Here is a 16,929-nt window from a genome sequence, read left to right on the forward strand (position 1 = left end):
CCTTCGCTGCACACGCGCGCAGAAAACGTAACCTCGGCGTAAGCAGACATTGCACCTTGCCAAATCCGCTCTATCGCCCCCAACATTGCGTTGCCGCTTGAGGTTCAAGAGCAGCCAACCAGAAAATGCATTGAAATTCGTTCTGCTAGGCTCGGCCAGCATTTCCGAAGATCGGTTGTCTTCGACCGGCTAGAGATCTGTAGAGTACAACCGACTGTTGACCGAGTCCGACAGAGGAGGTGCGAAGCATTTAAGAAGCTCCGGCTAAGTACTTGTTGTCTCCAACTAGTGGTTGCGATGACATTTTCTTGCCAATCAAGCTGCGCCGCTGACGAATTGCAACTTGGGGATCTCGTGGATTGTTACCTTGTCGCCGCAAACCTTCTTCCCAATCTCGCAGAGATGCTCATGGTGGGTGAAGTAGAGAGCCTGCCCGTCTTGCGCAATTTCGCTCAAAAGACCGAGTGTCGCTGCCGCACGCCGATCATCGAAGGTTTCCATTACGTCATCGCCGATGAATGGAAGCGGGCCTGCGACGTCGCAGAACCGACGGTATCCGGCGAGACGCAAGGCAAGATAGAGCTGGAAACGCGTCCCCTTTGACATCTCATCAGCCCCTAGGGACCCCCCACCGTTGGATCGCAGAGCAATCAGACGATCACCATTTCTGTCTGGATGTGTTGTGAGATCATGGAACTCCCCACGAGTGATAGTACGAAATGCATCGGCTGTATGCGCCAGCAATTCTGAACGATGGCGATCACGGTAAACCGCAAGGGCACGATCGGCTGCCATTACCCCAAGCTGGAGAGAGAGCGCCCGATCGGCTTTCTCCGCAATCTCGATCAAGACGCTCCGGCGCTCTTCTTCAAGAAGCGCAACGGCCGCGTCTCCACCGACTTCCTCGATCGCTCTTATTGCATCACGCCGCCCACCAATCCGGTCTTCAAGCTCACCTTCGGCTTCTGAAAGATCACTGTCGATTTCAGCTAGACCACTATCAACGTCGTTGCGATTTTCTGCGTCGAGCAGTTCATCCGCGTCCTTTCTGGATTCAGCGCCCAGGCGTTCGAAGAGATCGCGTTGCTTTTCTTCCACGGTCTTAGCCAAATCGGTTCTCTGCTGCGATCGGTTAAGTACATCTGCCAGTTCGTCGAGATTTGTGATGGTCTCGATCTCTGGAAAGTGTCCAGCCATTTGCTTTAGCCGTGTCTCTACACGCGAGAGTTCCACGTCCGCTTTTGCAAATCTTTCTTCAGCGATCAGGCGAGCCTCTTCCGCTGCCTGCAAGGCCGTGTTCGCATCGTCAGCTGCCTTCAACCTCGTCTTAAGCTCAGCATACGTCGATGCCGGGTTCTGCTCCGAGGCAACCTCGAGCCTGACAGAAAGCCGGTCTACGGCGTCCTTGAAGGCGGCGCGATCACGCTCCATAGCCTCGACGCGCGCCACGAGTTCGACGCGTTTGCTGGCTTGCGTCGCCAGACCGCGAAGCGGATCAAGGAGCGCGCGGACCTGTGTTGTGTTGCGCTCGGTCAACCAGAGTCCTTCCAGCGCATCTGTCCACTCGCTCTGCCAATTGGCAAATGCCTGTTCTTCGTTTGAAAGGGCTCGGTCCCGCTGTCGTTTTTGCGCCTTCGCCGCCGCCACAGCTTTTTCAGCCGCCGAGCGCTTTGCCGCGTCTTCGATTGCGCGGTCTTTCAGGTTGTTCGACCGTGCCTGAAGCTGTCGAAGGGTCGGAGCATCAGGGGATCTTTCACCTAGGGCCGTCAGCGCCTCAATGAGCGCGGTTTTGGTGACCTCGCAATCTGCAGCGGCGCGTTCCCGTGCCGATCGCTGAGCGTCCGCCTCGGCGACAACGTCTAGCAATGCCTCAGCCCGCTCGACCCAACCCGGCAGGTCCTCAGCGGGGTATTCTGTCGGCAAGCCAGCCTCGGAGAGAACCGGCGCCATTTCTTTGCGGAGCGCAAATAGGTCGTCCTGGGTTTCTTTCATCTTGGCTGCGACGGTCTCGAGGCTTGCATCAGTTGCTGTAATCTCGATTTCTGCTGATCGAAGTTCAGCCAGCCGGTCTGCCGCAGCTAGACGATCGTCACGAACTCGGTCGTCTTCTCCAAGCGCGACTTCAAAGACGTCTGCCGAAGCGTCATCCAGGCGGGATCGATGCGAAGCCCAAGCCTTATCGCGCAGAACACGCACACGCTTTGCCTCGGCATCAGCTATGCCATCACTCTGCGAAGAAAGAGCAGACACGATGTTCACATTTCGGGCGCGTGTTTCTTGAAGTTGCGCCCTACGATCTTCCAACTCCCTCAATTTCTGCGCCAGTTCGAGCGCGGTTCTGGACCAGCGATCAGTTTGTTGGGCATCGGGCAATGACGCTGGTGCGAGGTCTGCTTCTGTCGCTGACCAAGGAGCCAACCTTTTGAGATCCCGCTCTATCGATTTGCTCAAGCGTTCAAGCGCCTCCGCGGCATGCTGCTCGCGTTGTTCGGGATTGTCTTGGTTGAACTGGTCGAGCAGGGAGGTCAGCGAGGCCATTTCCGCGCTCTGGGCAGGTGCAGCCTCGAGGTCTTCGACCGCAGACTGGAGGGCATCCTCAGCCGCGCTCACTTCGTCTCGGGCGGACGCCACTCTTTGAGCCAAAGCGGCTTCTCGGGCGGAAAGTTCATCCAACCGCGCGAGCCGGTCGTCCGGGACAATTAGGGTAGTCAGATCGCTGTCTTCCATCGCGCCCAGTCGGGCGCGAATTTCGTCGAGCTTGGCGTCAACCTTTTGGAGCTCTTCCCGCCGTTTTGGCAGGTCTTCCTGTGCTGTGCGAGCACGGGCTGCAGGTATCTCCAGCGAAGTGATTTCGGCGCGCACAGAATCAATCTCGGGGTCAGGTACCAGGGCTTCAAGTCGATCATCCGCAGCCTTGATATCGGCCTCGGCGTCTCCCTTTTTTGCCATGGCTGCCGCAAGCTCTTCCTTGAGAGCACCTACTTCCGCTGACCATCCCGCAGGAGCGTCAGGCAAGTGGGTAATGGGCTGGAGCTGTTCTTCCAGTCTGAGAAGACCATCACGGATTGCGAAGGCATCTTTCAACGCGGACAACCGGATTTGCTCCGCCCGGAGATTGTCGCGACTGTCCCGTGCGACCTGATAGGCTTCCTCCGCTTGCCGACGACTTTCAACGAGAGCCTCGAAGCCACTGGCATGGATGTCCAACGTGCGGCGGCGCTCGTCCATAATACTGAGTTCGTCCTTCAAGGACTTCAGTTCGCTCGATCGCGACCGAGGCATGTAGAACTTGGCAGCCTTTTCACGCAACGCGTCGAGGCCATCGCTTAGATCACCGAGCCCAGCAGTTGCTGCAAAGAGCAGACGACCAAGATCACCACGACTTGCCAGAATTTCTTCGCCGCCTTGTACAAGCGTCTCGTCATTCAATGAAAACATCGTGCGATACGCATCGCGGGACAAACCGTGCAAAGTTGCTGACAATAGGGTTGGATCGACCCCGTTGTCCGCTCCATCCAAAAGATTTCCGTCCCGTCGTTTAATGCGCGAGAGCTCGACGTCTTGGCCGTCAATCTCGAGAACGGCGCCCACACGAAGGGCGCTGTAATCGTGGAGGAAGTTGTATTTGCTCCGGTCTTCAATACCGAACAGAAGGTCGAGATAGCCATTGAAGGCTGTCGACTTACCGGCCTCGTTTTCGCCGAAAATGATATGCAGATCGGATCCATTCTTAGGCCGATCTCCGAGATCAATCGAGAAATCTGTGAAGCGTCCATAGCGTGTTAAATTGAGCTTGCGCAGCCGCATCACGAAGCCTCCTTTTGGCTCTGGCCGCTTTTCAGCGAAGCGACGACGTCCGCTGCTCCTGCTTCAAGCAGGCGATCAAGAACGCCCTTCGTGCCATTCTGATCCGAACCGAAGCGATCACGCAGCTCCGCAGGCAGGGCGCGAACGACTTGCTCAAGGTGGGATGTGGCTTCCGACCGAAATGCACTGTCCCATGCGACCTCTTTCATGAGCAACGCTAGCTCGTCTACCGGGTCGGCATCTTCAGCACTAGCAACAGGTGAAGCGACCTTGATTTCGATTTTCTCGATCCAAATTCCGCCAACCTGATCCGCTGCATCCTTCGCTTCAGCCAAAAGCAGATCGACGTCACGATGGAGCCGCCAGCCAAGGTTCGAGTTTCCGGAAAGCTCCAAGCGGCAGATGACATATTCCGAGAGAGCAGAATTGCGCGCATTCTTGAGCGCAGCTCGAAGTGTCTGAAGTATACCCTGCCAGCTATCGGTGCCAGATAGATCAAGGTTCACGCGTTCGAACTCGGCGATGGATACATTGCGTTCGCTCACACTGAGCTCGCCGCCAGAAATCTCCACCGCAGTCACCGTCTTTGGACCAGCTTCTCCAATGTCCCGACCCTGCGGAATGCCGGGCATGACGACATAAGGGTTCTCCGAATGCACTTGTCGTGCGTGGACGTGGCCCAGTGCCCAATAATCGAAGCCGTGACTACTAAGTTCGTTAAGCGCACACGGGGCGTATTCATCATGCCCTGATGCACCAGCGAGGCTCGTATGCATCAGCCCAATATTGATAAGCCCGTCAACCGGAGGCCTGTACTTTGGCAAAAGGCTATCCGGTGCATGACGACGTGCAAAGCTAACGCCGTGGATTGCGACACCCGCATCGGGAATCTCCTCGACCCCTCCGTGCCCGGTAAAGACGTGAACATTTGAAGGGAGATCCAAGTAGCGCGTGATCGTGGATTCGGAGTCGTGATTTCCCCGGATCATGAAGACGCGAATGCCAGCCTCGTCCAATCGGCGCATTTGACGTCCAAGGAATGCGGCCGTCTTCATGCTTCGGAGGTCACCGTCGTATAAATCGCCTGCGATGATTAGGGCATCGGCGCTTTCCTCGATGCAGATATCAATGATCCGCTCGAATGCTCTTCGGGTAGCACCACCAACAAGCTGAGCAAGATCAGGATCGCGCATCGCCAGAGTCTTGAGGGGCGAGTCTAGGTGAACATCCGCAGTGTGAATGAACTTAAACATCGTTTCTAAAGTACCCTTCCTCTAAATTGCAGAAACTGCTTTCTCCGCATAGCAATGCGCTTCGATGGCCTACTGTCTGAGCCATGCCAACATAGCTTGTACGTTTCCATAGTTGGGCAGGCCGTCGCGAAACGCTTCGGTTGGGTACGACGACAAGAAGCTGCTATGAACAGACGCTGTTTTACCTTCCAAGCCCAAATGAGTTTCAATCGTGCCATCCGTCCAAACCCAGATGCCTTGGGCCTTCAAGTGTTCATGGATGGCATCGATGTGCCCACGAGCGTCTGCCTCCGCAGCCATAATCTCGTATGCCTTGGCAGTCGAGACGTCGCCAAATTTTTTGGGAAAACCGTCCTCTGCCAAGTCGATTCTTCCTTCGCCTTGCAGGCGCGTGAGCACCGCAATGCACCCCTGAACAGCCGCGTTGGTGTCGGTGATCAAACCGTGCTGGATGGCGGGTCTAAACGCGAAATCAAGATCGACGACAGCCTTTGTAGGAATTCCCATCGCAGCAAGTACGGGCAGCGCTTTAGGCACATCGCTTGAACTTCCGAGCGAGACCAAGCCCAATTTGTCTTCTTCAAGTGAGCAACCTGCTTCATGCTGAAACAGCTCTGGAAGCAGCGTCTGTTCGGTTTTGCCTTCTGCTAGGACTACCTTCTCGGAAAAAAGTAGCTGGGTTGAGTTAGAGAGCGCGAAAAGAGTTGCCGATTGGTGCTCCGCTCCGGCTATGGCGTCGTGAACGGCGTCTACCATCCTGGGAAAGCATATCGTACCATCCGCCGCTGTTCGACGGATCAAGAGAGCGTTTGGTGCATCTGCTCTTGCGATCATATTGGCCGAGTGGGTCGAAAGAGCGACCTGATAGCTCTCCGCAGAGAGGCGGCTCAGCGATGCACGCACCATCTCAATGGCCTGAGGGTGCAGGTATAACTCGGGTTCATCTATTAACAGCAAGGTTGTCCGCGCCTCATTGGCCGCTGCCTGCCTTCGGATCTCGGACAAACACTTGATTAGGGCGATTTGAACAGAACGTTGCGCTCCGTGCCCGAAAGATGATGCGTCCCGACCGGTCTCTGGATCAAATTGCTCGTCATAGATCTTGATAGTCGCGTTTCTCAAAAAATCCGAGAATTCAGGCGTTTGGATGTGAGTTTTGGCGACGACCCCGGGGAAAAAACGGCCAAGTTCATTTTGAATTTGTGTGTCGAGTTCAACTAGTGTCTCATCCTTCTCGTCACCGTCGGCAGATAGCCGCGAAGCGACTTGTGCGAGAGCATCTGTGACTGGACCTGCGTTTCGTTCGGCGACAGGCCCGATGATTTCTTTGATTAATTTCCCAATTGTCGTACCTGAAGCAAACTTCCCAACGTCCTCTGTCGTGTTCTCCATCGCGCCGATGAATATCGGATCGGGAAAAATCCTCGCAATGGCTTGGTCTATTCCCGTTGGATTAACGATCCATGTTTCTTGGCCATCTTCCATCTTCCTTACTTCCAGACGGATCTGCCCAACCGGCACATTTGGTTGTGGTTGTGTTCGGCGCAGCGAAATCGTCCCGTCTATTACGTGCGGTTCGATCCTATTCCGATGATTGTCTTCCAAAGCATCGAGCAAATCAGCGTCGATGCCCGTAATCTCGGCCGTTACAACAAGTGGTAATCCGGGGTCGAGAAAATCCGATGATTGTAGAGCCGATTTCTTGATCACCCATGATAACGCTTGCAGGATATTTGTTTTCCCGGCGTTGTTGTAGCCGATTAGAGGCGTATAGGCTGCAAGCAGCAGCTCGACTTCTTGAATGGACTTGAAGTTCTGAATCTTAACCTTGGAAATACGGTGCATCCGTCGCCTTTCTAAAACGTTCGCAAAAAATTCTCTTGCGCATCAAGTGCGGTGCTAAACTGTATAGCAGCGCAAAAGTCACAGATGGTACTCGAAGATTCCAACGGGTTTTTCTCCGGGATGTTTGAGTTGACTCTGAATGCGCAGTGAATCGATTCTATTACGTCCGTCACTGCAGCGTATGGTGGTTTGTTTCAAAGTCAGCAAAGGCTTGCCCTTACAGAACCCTTAGGTGCTCGCGTGTTGGCTGGTTCACCCTAGCGCGCGTTTGGATGGGCTTTGTGCTTCCGTCCGGCACGACAGGGCGAAGCTCTTTCGGGATGACCGAGGAGAGCTTTGACACAAGATCACGCGCAGCCCGAGCGAGCGAGGGGTCTGCCTCAGAGGCCACCCATGCGCACCAAGGGCCGCAGCCTCCAACTCATCTGCCGTGAGCATCAGGGGCGGCATGTCATAGCCATCGTCAAGCACATATCCGATCCCCGCTTCGCCCGTGATGGGGATGCGTTGGCCATGAAGCTCCGCACGGTTGAGGAGGAACCTGATTATTCACTGGCTTGGTTACGGCTCGCCTACAATTATTTGGAGTCCAAGAAGCGCCAATTGGATACGCAGCCGGACTGGTCGGAGCGGGCGCGGCGGGCCGCCAATAAGGCACTTGAGGCTGACCGGGACAACCCGGATGCGTATTACGCACTGGCGATCCACATCCGTAGGGTTGGTGAGAGCACAGATATCTTCCGAAATTACGCGCAACGCGCAATCGATCTCATCCAAACGACTCCTGGATTCTCGCCGATTTGGGGATCTTTCTGGCATATTCGGGAGAATGGGAGGCTGGTGAAACCTGGATCACTCGGGCGCGGGAACTCAATCCTCAGCTTCATCCCGGATATGGCAACGCCTTTCACCTGCATGCAATCGTGCGGGGCGACTACGATGAAGCATTGGCCGAAATAGCCGGTAGGGGTGGTGCACGTCGCCTCATGAACATGGCATACACTGCCGCGGCTTTGGCGTTAAACGGCGAACTGGACGCAGCGAGAAACCTGATCAATGAACTAAGAAAAGAGTTTCCTGAAGCAATCAAAGACCCACTGGCCCCTTTCCGCGCACGTGACATGCCGAAAGACCCGATCGAAATACTACGTGAAGGGCTCAATCTAGCAGGGCTGGTCGTTTGAGTCGCGTAGCTTCCGTCCAAGGGTCTTGAGCCATTGGTCTGTTTCAGGACAGGTTCGGTACTGGTTCTGTTTATTGATGACAGTTGGTAATGAGTCAAAACGACAAAGGGCTAGTGATGTGATATGAGGTATTCTTGAGGTCATCATGCAGGCAGCAACCCTACCAATCGGAGGGGCTTTTATGATCATGCGGATATTTCAAGTCACAGCGAAAGAAGGCAAAGAGGAGGAGTTCGGTGACTTCTTCCACAACACGGCCATACCATTGATGCGGGGAACCGAAGGGATCGTGCAGGTCCTTCCGGGCGCAGCGCGGGCTGACAGTCCAGGAGAATTCAGTTTCGTGATGATCTGGAAAGATCTCGCTTCTCTCAAGGCGTTTGTAGGCGATGATTACCAATCGCCGCATGTGGATCCTTCAGAAGCCGAATTGGTCGAATCCAGATCAATCAAACACTACGAATTTGTGGAGTAGCGCAAATGGCTGCCGAAGTAACACAAGAAGAACTCCAAGCGGGTCGTGGATACGAAGCTCTGTTTGTGCCAGCGCTATTTGCACCGTGGTGCGACCATTTGACTGGCGGCGCAAGAATACGCGAAGGTGCGCACGTTTTGGATGTTGCGTGTGGTACAGGCGTGTTGACGCGAGCAGCACGCGAGTGTTCTGGACATACTGGTCGCGTGGTCGGACTTGATCCTGCACCCGGCATGATTGCAGCGGCAAGAGAAGTTGAACCCAATATCGAGTGGGTTCTGGGCAGTGCCGAAGAGCTGCCCTTCGCGGATGACTCGTTTGATTGCGTGATCTCTCAATTTGGAATGATGTTTTTTCAGGACCTGCGGAAAGCGACACGCGAAATGTACCGGGTGACCAAACCGGGCGGCAGGCTGGGGGTGGCGATCTGGCACTCTATCGATCAGAATCCTGCGTATCGAGACATCGTCGCTGTGTTGGGGGCACACGTATCACCAGAGGCAGCAAATTCTGTGAGGCTGCCATTCAATTTGGGCAACCCCGACGAAGTCGCGAACATCTTGTCGCAAGTGGGCTTCGATGACATTGCCTTTGAAACCAAAAGCGAGCAGGCAACCTTTCCCAGCACCCGGACAATGGTGGAAGTCGAACTACGGGGTTGGCTGCCGCTGTTTGATATACATCTCAGTGAAGAAAAAATCGCAGAAGTTCTGATCGAATCCGATGTGAAACTTTCGAAATACGCCACGCCTTCGGGCAAGGCGATCTTCCCGACGACGGCCTACATCATGACCGCCTGCAAGCCGGATTAGACAAAACAAGCGATCGATCGGCACTTGCCCCGGACTCGGCGATCCCGCTGGTTTGGGAATTTACGGTCTCGAAAAAATCTGCCCGCAGCAGGTTTCAGGGAACACTTTCTTCCAACTAAAAACGAGTGACAGCGTGATCATATTGATATTGATCAAGCTGTGACCCGCGCGATGAAGTAGGATGTCGTCAACACTCTATGTCCCAGCGATTTGGTTACGCTGAGAACAAACGTCGGAACCTGCGTGCTCGTCAATCTAGACAAAAAGTTTGCGACACTTCCGGAACGTGGTCAGTTTTCGGACGTATGCGTCGATACGACTTGTGATTGAGATTTAAGCCACTTGACGAACACCTTAGCCTCAGGACGCTGAAATACTGCTTGAGTCTGGATGTAGTAGACGCCGAAGAGTGGCTCAGAGAACAATTCAATCATCCGACCAGATGACAGATCGTCCTCAAAAAAAGCTCTGGCAGAATACGTGATCCCGTAACCTCGGCGAACCGCGGTCATGATCAGGTTCCCAGGCATGTGATTTATCGTCAATGGCTCGGGAGGTACGACCCCATGATAGGTGAACCAGTCAGCCGCCTCGTTGGTGCCCAGTTCCTGCAACCAGGGCAACTTCGTTAAAGAGGCCGGGTCACGCAGATCTCGGCCTTCCACCAGTGAAGGTGCTCCGATCACGACCATGTCGGAGACAAGGACAGTAGCTCCACAGTGTCACCGATGACCGGCCTCTATGTGCGTGTGTCGCGGCCGAGTCCAAGTTAGAAAGTACTGAAACAGAGATGCAAGGCTACGCCGCTGCCCCGTGCATTGCTTCTCCGATGGCACTCTGTAACTCGGGAAATGGCTAGGGCGCGGGCGACCGTTGGCATCGTACATTGAAATGGCACGTAACAGGTCTGTGTTTGGGGAAAACATCGAATTTCTCCATCAATGGGTGATTTACAATTGGAGTATGGTAATATTTCGGTAATTCTGAGAGTCAGAAATACTATTGGGATGAAAGGTGATCTTTCAGCATGACACTAGACTGGACAAAGCTGCCATCCTTAACCGCGCTTAGGGCGTTCGAGGCTGCAGCGCGGGCAAAGAGCTTTTCAGCAGCGGCACGATCGCTCAATGTAACTCATGCGGCCGTAGCGCAACAGGTCCGTGCACTGGAAGAGTTCATTGGTATGCAATTGCTTGAGCGCTCTGCGCGAGGTGTGAGTCTGACGTCTGAGGGGCAAGAACTTGCGAAGGCTTTGGCGAATGGATTTGCCGCAATCGCTGAAGGGATCGAAACTCTTCAAGAAAAAAATAGGAACCGACCTGTGCGCGTGACTACAACGGCATATTTTGCCGAGGCGGTTATATTTCCAAAGATCGCGGAATTTTGGAGTAAGGCTCCAAGAATCGAAATCTCGTTCGCCCCGACGGACGAGGCTATCGACCTTGTCGCGGAAGGCTTCGATCTCGCCATCCGGGCAGGTGCCGGAAACTGGCCAGACTTAAAGTGTCGGCTGTTGATAGAAAGCCCAACCCGGGCCTTTGCTGCACCTTCGCTTGTCGATAATCCCGCAACCAATTGGGATGAAGTTCCTTGGCTGATCCCGAGCGGCAGTCTCTGGGAACGCGAAGCACTAAAAGAATCCGGTATCGACACGAGCGCCATCAAAACTTTGGAGATTGGCGACCCGTCTCTCGAAATCCGCGCAGCGGAGGAAGGTATGGGGCTTGTGGTTGAATCCGAAATTGACGTACGCGCTCAGATCGAGGCTGGAACGCTGAAAATTGCCCCCATCACAGTCACTAACATGTCTCGATATTTCATAGTCACGCCGCCATGGAAGCCTCGGCCGGCAGTCGCTGCATTTATTAGTTGGCTTGAGTCCGTCGGGCCAAGGCTCGACGAGGAGGCTTCGGCATCCAAGGACACCTGAGCCGCGCATATGATCGTTTTCACCTGGCAGCTAATCAAAATTTGTAAGGCCGATTGCCCGCCGAGCAGACCTTGAAGTCGCCAGAACCGGCTCAATGTGCTACTGCAAACGTCAGATGACCGTTCTGAGCCCGGAAGCGGCCCATTCGAGAAGCATGGTTTTCGATAACGATCCTTGACCCGACCCGATTTCTTGCAAGATGCTTGCGCAGAGAAAGGGCGGCAAGTTGGAAGCTAATCTCAATCGTTCTGGATACCGATTGCGGCCGAGTATGGTATCGGATCGATCAGATGTGGCAGAGTACATATTTGGGGACGCAGAGGTCGCCAAAACTCTCGTTCACAACGTCTCTTCGCGAAAAGGTGCACTGGCGGCAACCGATGCTTGGATCGACACTCTTGCCGTCGATGGAGTGCGGAGCGCCAACAATGCCCCACACATTGGTCTGTGGACCGTCCGGGACGAAGCCAGCGATAACCAATTTGTAGGAATTCGTGGCGTATTTGTTGCGCCGGGATTGCCCCATAATACTGTGGTGACTTTTGTTGCAGTCGCTCGTTCCTATTGGGGGAAAGGGGTATCAAGCGATTCATCCCGAATACTATGTGGACACGTTTTCGAAACCTCTGACGCCGATGGGATCTACACGCGTGTATGGCCAAAATTGAACCCAGCGAGCGACGCAGTTCAACGTCGGCTGGGTTTTGCCCCTGCGGAACGGCATACGCTGCAAGATACATTTGGCAAAGCCCGGATGCAGGAAGTGCTAGATTTCGACCTGTGGCGAGCATCCAATTTGCAAGGCGACGGTTTCGATGAGACGCTGCGCCAAGTTTCGATAAGAATTGGCCAGTTGGCGGCGGAAGATCTTTTGAACCTCAAAGTGGCGGTTAAGAGAATTACAGAAGCGCTGCCAGACGTACTGGCGCAAGTCGAGGACATTAGAACCCAAGTGGCGAACGACGTCCGGCTTGGATTTCAAAATCCTGCGTGGGCAAGTTATCTAATGTCACGGGATAATTGGTTTGCGTCGCGAATTGTCTGAGTAATTGGCTAATGCAAATGATTGCTTTGTCCGTTGAAATCATCCCGCATCTCGGAAATTGCAAAGACTAGTTTTGGATGTCCGCTTCAATGCAACCGCAGGCTACGCCGTGTTGCCCGACCAGAAAGGTGCTTGCGCTCCGTTCAGAGCACCACTTTCTGCACTCGCAACGCGTTGTTTTTCCACAGAATCGGGCGGATTCCGGACTTTCTCTGCATGAGCGAGCCGATCATGGTGCAACGTTGAAAGCCGACATACACATTTGCTGCAAGCCAGGAATTTCTCTGCACCGCCGCATGGCGGCTGAGAGCCCAAAATACAAAATGCTTCAACGCGCTTTAAGGTCAGCGATGCGCAGAAAGCAGACTTTGCAAAGTCCGGTTGACCACATTGTCCACCAAAGGCGACAGTTCTGCTTCGCGACTGGGCTATACATAGCCCTCAAAGCGTATTGTTTGCGGGACTTCAGTTGCACCGTTTTCCTGAGCGAGTAGGGCGCGTGCTGACGAAAAGGTAGCAAGCGCAAAAAGAACAAGAAGGGCCTTTATCATCGTAGCGCCTCGGATCCGGGTTTTGAACTTGGGCCGGGGTTCACAAATGATCGCCCCGGCCAGCGTCAGGGCAAACGAGGTAGTTCTTGCCCTGAAACATCGTACTTTCGCCTAATTTAGAAGATCACCGACGATGCCGACGGCATCGACCACGGTAGACAGGTCATTCGTAACTTCGAGGACTTCGTCATCGACCAGAATGTAGCGGTTTCCTTTGCCCGGCTCCCCAAGCTTCCATTTGGAAAGGTCCCCAATATCCTCGAACTCCAGGTCAGATGGGAGCTTGGCACCGCGCGTGTAGCGCTTGATCTGTCCAGGTGGTACAGCTTTTGGGCCTTTGCCGGGTTTGTCTTCTATCTGAATGCTGACATCACCGTTCTTGCCCCCCTTGTTCGGCTTTTTACCCTTGTTGTCTTTGGCATGGGCATCGCTGCCTCCAAGGATGAAAAACACAACTGCTAAGGCTGCAAGAATTCCGTATGCAATCTTCATAGATTGTTCCTTTGCTTCCCAACTTCATTCGACCGGCGTTGAAAATTCCGGCACGCGCTTGATCTCTCTTAGTTGCCCTTTGGCACACCCCTTAGTGACTGCCTTCACCCCGCATTAGAAAACGATCCGGGTTCTTAGACCGAACAGGGTAATCCGGTCCTGATCGGGATTTAGAAGCGGGTCGGAAATGAATTGTACCGATGGCGTGATCTGCAGTCCGGGTGAGATTGAAAAGCGGTAGAAAGCTTCAAGCGTGAACTGATCGCCATCTATGCCTCTTGCTTCGGCCCAGTTTAGGCCCAGACCGGCCAAATCGGTGTTGCGACCATAGTAACCGAGACCGGCAGAAATCGACCGTTCATAAAGCGCTGCGGTTCCCTTCGAGGCCCCTGCACGGAAGAACGGCATCCATTTATTGTCAACAAACCATGCGGCGGAAAACGCTGCGCCGTAATCTTCTGCTCGACTGCCATCGTCAGCCGCATCCGCATGCCAGAGGGTCAGATGGATATTGTCGAAGTAGATGCGATCAAAGCCGGACGTGTACCCAAGTTCGAGCGACTTGAAGAGATTGCCGTCGCTAAACACATCAAAGTTTGGATCGGACGGGTCGGCGTTTGCGTCTGATACGCTGGCAACGGCGTAGAGGTTCTCGCTCAGCTTTACCCCACCGGCAATACCAAGGCCTTGGTTGGGCGTGTTGATTGTCGGGTTGGTATTGAAAGACAGGTTTTGAAAACCACTGTAGGGGCTTACCAACCCGTAGATATCCACAAAGTCCGTTACATCAATCTGGCCGACTTGCAGCGCCCACGACCCATTCTCAGCCCTTTGGGTCCAGAACAAATTGGTCAGAAGCAAACCGTTGTCATTGAAGGCTGTTCCCGTGATTGAAAGGGCTCCGCCATCCAGCCCGAGAAATTGCGGAGCAACGTCAGTATAACTGTGCCTGTCTTCGATCTTGAATGTCAGAGACCCCCGTTCAGTTGCCTGCCAACTGCCGTAGAACCGCGCAATTCCGCTGGCTGCTTCGCCGGTTCCCAGATCAGCATCCGTGGTTTGGCCCAATGCCAGGTAGTCAATGTTGAACCGAAAACCACCCTCAGCCAGTCGGTCTTTCCACTGAAACCAACCCGGTGCGATGTTGCGTGGAAAATCGGAACGATATTGCGGATCGGTGAGCCCGTCTCCGGGCGCAAGATCGGCTTCGACTGAAGATGGCCCGGATAGTCCCTGAGCCGACGCTGCGCCAGCAAATGCAATGCTCAATGCGGCAACCAGAAGTCTTATCATTTTGACGCCTGTGCCCCACCGGTCTTGCGATTTCCTGCCGCGCGGATGCGATCAGCAGCACGCTGCTTCCATTCCAACCTGTCTGCCTCGGTTTCCAGAGTTTCGACACGTTCCGCCTCTAGCTGGAAAGTCGCATTCATAGGCATGAGGCCATCCACAACCATCATATTATGAACGGAAGGATCGATAGTCAGCGTGCCTGTCAGCCGAACGGGTTCGTGGAAATAGCTAGGCGCCCAGTCCCCGTTCAACCGCACACGGATCATCTGGTTAGGCGGAGGTGGAGGCATGTGGCTGCACATCCCGCGTTCTGGCACCAAATACGCCACAGGCCGGCCGTCCGGATCGCTTGGAGCAGGAATGGCAAAGCCCGCGAGTGTGATTGTTCTGCCGTCGAATTGCGGGTTTCCGCTCGTTCCAGCCTTTCTTCGACGTTCAGTCACAACCTCGCGCTGATCGAGTAACCAGTCGACGTCAATTCCGTCTGACACCAAGGCGTCTTCGGTCTCTGCTAAAAGCAATTGCCATTTCTGCCGTTCTTCGGCGCTGCCAACCTCCTGCTGCAACCTGCCGCGTATACGCACAACGAAAAGAACATCGTCGAACTGTTCGGGGCTGAGTTCACGATAGGGGTCATCAAAGACCTGCGCAGACGGATCTGGCAGATCTGCCCAGTCCAACGCGGTTCCAGGCGTCGCCGCAGCATCATAACCGCACAAAACCAACCCTGCGAATACTGCGGAGCAAAACCAATTTCGCATGAATGCTCTCCGGCTGCTTTATCTGGTCAATCCAGTGTGTTTTTGTAGATCACACCGTCCTTCATGATCAGGCGGATTGTTTCCGGGCTGTCCGGCCTCGGGTCCGCACCGAACCACTGATCGCCTGTTCCAACGACAGAGAAGTCTTCGAGGGGGTTGCCGTCTATCAGCAGGATGTCGGCATAGGCGCCTTCTTCGATCACACCCAGTTTGCCTTCCGGATAGGGGTTCATGAAATCACCGCTAAGTGCCGCGATCTCGCCACCTACCGAAGTTAGGGTTACCATCGACGCATAGGGGCCGAAGAAATGGTTATTCAGATGTTTCTCGTAGGCGATCTGGATGTTGCACGCTTCGACCGAGCCGACGCAATCGGTTTGGAAACCGCGCGGCGCCGGGCATTCCTTCATACTTGGAATGTAGGCTTCGAAGGTCGCCGAGGCCGATTTGGCCTTCCTCAAACTGTTGGGGTTGTTTTTCACGGACGGAACATCAAGTAGGCCTGGATCAAATGCTGTGATGTTCGTCGTGATGTACGCTCCTTTTTCTTTCATCAAAGCAGAAATCTCGCAGTCAAAGTGAAATCCGTGTTCAATGGTTCTGACCCCTGCATTCAGGGCATTGATGATCGCTTCTTTGCGGTAGGAATGTGCCATGACATAGGTGCCGTACTCGTTGGCAACCTGAACAGCGGCCTCGATCTCTTCTTTCGAACCGGCGAGCAACTGCCATGGATCGAATGCCGAAATCACCCCACCTGATTGCATGAACTTCAATTGCGTGGCACCCATGCGCAGGTTGTTGCGGCCATACATGTAAATTTCGTCAACACCGTTGACCTGTTGGGCCATATTCAGAGTCCCAAAGTTGGTCACCCCACCCGGCGGAGATGTGAAGGATGCGAAATCGGCGTGACCACCACGTGTTCCGAGAAATGCCCCGGAAGGATAAAAGCGGGGGCCGACGATCTGGCCGGCGTCAATTGCGCGCCGCAGCCCGCCGCCAGCGCCCCCGGCATCGCGAACGGTCGTGAAGCCCTGCATCAGGTACATTTCGGCCATCCGGGTCCCGTGGATGGCGAAATCCTCCCAGGTCGAGTTGGTTTCCATCTCGGCAATCGATGGCCCCATGAGCATCAGGTGCGCGTGATTCTCTATAAAGCCCGGTGTCAGAGTGCGCCCACCGCCGTCGATAACCGTCGCGCTCGGCGCATCAATGGCATCGGTTGAGACGGACTTGATCAGATTGCCCTCGACCAGAACACTGGCATTTTCAATGCGTTGCTCATTCACACCGTCGAAGACATGCACGTTGGTAAACAGCGTTTGGGGTTCTTCTTGATCCTGAGCCTGCGCGGTCGCCGAAAAAGAAAGAACTGCCGCGACAATTGCCGTCGAGCAAAGAGACATTCGTAGACCGGACATAAGTTCTCCCTTCATATTCGTGTTTTGCAAACTGTAGTCCGAAATATCTTGGGTCGG

Annotated in this window: 14 protein-coding genes; 6 read left to right on the top strand and 8 right to left on the bottom strand. The window is 54.3% G+C overall.

From position 1 onward, the window contains the following. Positions 1-315: 315 nt before the first annotated feature. The 3 genes from AC2FLD_RS17755 to AC2FLD_RS17765 all read right to left on the bottom strand — a co-directional run bounded on the left by AC2FLD_RS17755 (position 316) and on the right by AC2FLD_RS17765 (position 6,905). Complete coding sequence (locus tag AC2FLD_RS17755; RefSeq protein ID WP_496671689.1) at positions 316-3,807, bottom strand: ATP-binding protein; 3,492 nt, start codon at positions 3,805-3,807, stop codon at positions 316-318. Continuing rightward, the gene (locus AC2FLD_RS17760; protein ID WP_496671686.1) at positions 3,807-5,060 is read right to left on the bottom strand and encodes a metallophosphoesterase family protein; all 1,254 of its coding nucleotides are present in this window, start codon (positions 5,058-5,060) and stop codon (positions 3,807-3,809) included. Before AC2FLD_RS17760 ends, AC2FLD_RS17755 begins: the two co-directional genes overlap by 1 nt. Positions 5,061-5,129: 69 nt before the next feature. Next, positions 5,130-6,905 carry an ATP-dependent nuclease gene (locus AC2FLD_RS17765; protein ID WP_496671684.1) on the bottom strand — a complete coding sequence of 592 codons (1,776 nt, stop codon included), beginning with the start codon at positions 6,903-6,905 and terminating at the stop codon, positions 5,130-5,132. Between the two features lie 393 nt (positions 6,906-7,298). On the opposite strand from AC2FLD_RS17765, the gene AC2FLD_RS17770 reads away from it, so the two are divergent. The 4 genes from AC2FLD_RS17770 (at position 7,299) to AC2FLD_RS17785 (ending at position 9,376) form a co-directional block, all read left to right on the top strand. Then, positions 7,299-7,865: a tetratricopeptide repeat protein gene (locus AC2FLD_RS17770; protein ID WP_496671681.1), complete on the top strand. Its 567-nt coding sequence runs from the start codon at positions 7,299-7,301 to the stop codon at positions 7,863-7,865. Between the two features lie 26 nt (positions 7,866-7,891). Continuing rightward, complete coding sequence (locus tag AC2FLD_RS17775) at positions 7,892-8,089, top strand: hypothetical protein (protein ID WP_496671678.1); 198 nt, start codon at positions 7,892-7,894, stop codon at positions 8,087-8,089. A gap of 181 nt (positions 8,090-8,270) precedes the next feature. Continuing rightward, positions 8,271-8,564, top strand: coding sequence for a putative quinol monooxygenase (locus AC2FLD_RS17780; protein ID WP_496671890.1), 294 nt, complete (start codon positions 8,271-8,273; stop codon positions 8,562-8,564). Positions 8,565-8,569: 5 nt separating this feature from the next. After that, the gene (locus AC2FLD_RS17785) at positions 8,570-9,376 is read left to right on the top strand and encodes a methyltransferase domain-containing protein (protein WP_496671675.1); all 807 of its coding nucleotides are present in this window, start codon (positions 8,570-8,572) and stop codon (positions 9,374-9,376) included. 290 nt (positions 9,377-9,666) lie between these two features. Here AC2FLD_RS17785 and AC2FLD_RS17790 read toward each other — a convergent pair whose 3' ends face one another. Beyond that, a complete protein-coding gene (locus AC2FLD_RS17790) occupies positions 9,667-10,068 on the bottom strand; it encodes a LysR substrate-binding domain-containing protein (RefSeq protein WP_496671672.1) in 402 nt (133 codons plus the stop codon). A 335-nt stretch (positions 10,069-10,403) separates the two neighbouring features. Here AC2FLD_RS17790 and AC2FLD_RS17795 point away from each other — a divergent pair, with 335 nt between their 5' ends. After that, a complete protein-coding gene (locus AC2FLD_RS17795) occupies positions 10,404-11,306 on the top strand; it encodes a LysR substrate-binding domain-containing protein (protein ID WP_496671670.1) in 903 nt (300 codons plus the stop codon). 226 nt (positions 11,307-11,532) lie between these two features. Beyond that, on the top strand, positions 11,533-12,351 hold the full coding sequence (locus tag AC2FLD_RS17800) for a GNAT family N-acetyltransferase (protein ID WP_496671667.1): 819 nt from the start codon (positions 11,533-11,535) through the stop codon (positions 12,349-12,351). A 662-nt stretch (positions 12,352-13,013) separates the two neighbouring features. Here the strand turns inward: AC2FLD_RS17800 and AC2FLD_RS17805 are convergent. The 4 genes from AC2FLD_RS17805 to AC2FLD_RS17820 all read right to left on the bottom strand — a co-directional run. Then, positions 13,014-13,394 (bottom strand): hypothetical protein, encoded by a 381-nt coding sequence (locus AC2FLD_RS17805; RefSeq protein WP_170337130.1) that lies wholly within the window; start codon positions 13,392-13,394, stop codon positions 13,014-13,016. Positions 13,395-13,508: 114 nt separating this feature from the next. Beyond that, positions 13,509-14,687 (bottom strand): carbohydrate porin, encoded by a 1,179-nt coding sequence (locus AC2FLD_RS17810; protein ID WP_170337128.1) that lies wholly within the window; start codon positions 14,685-14,687, stop codon positions 13,509-13,511. Further along, on the bottom strand, positions 14,684-15,448 hold the full coding sequence (locus AC2FLD_RS17815) for a DUF3299 domain-containing protein (protein WP_170337125.1): 765 nt from the start codon (positions 15,446-15,448) through the stop codon (positions 14,684-14,686). Before AC2FLD_RS17815 ends, AC2FLD_RS17810 begins: the two co-directional genes overlap by 4 nt. Positions 15,449-15,474: 26 nt before the next feature. After that, the coding region (locus AC2FLD_RS17820; protein WP_496671664.1) for an amidohydrolase family protein at positions 15,475-16,929 on the bottom strand (1,455 nt) is incomplete at its 5' end.

The organism is Ruegeria sp. CDSA021, assembly GCF_059612325.1.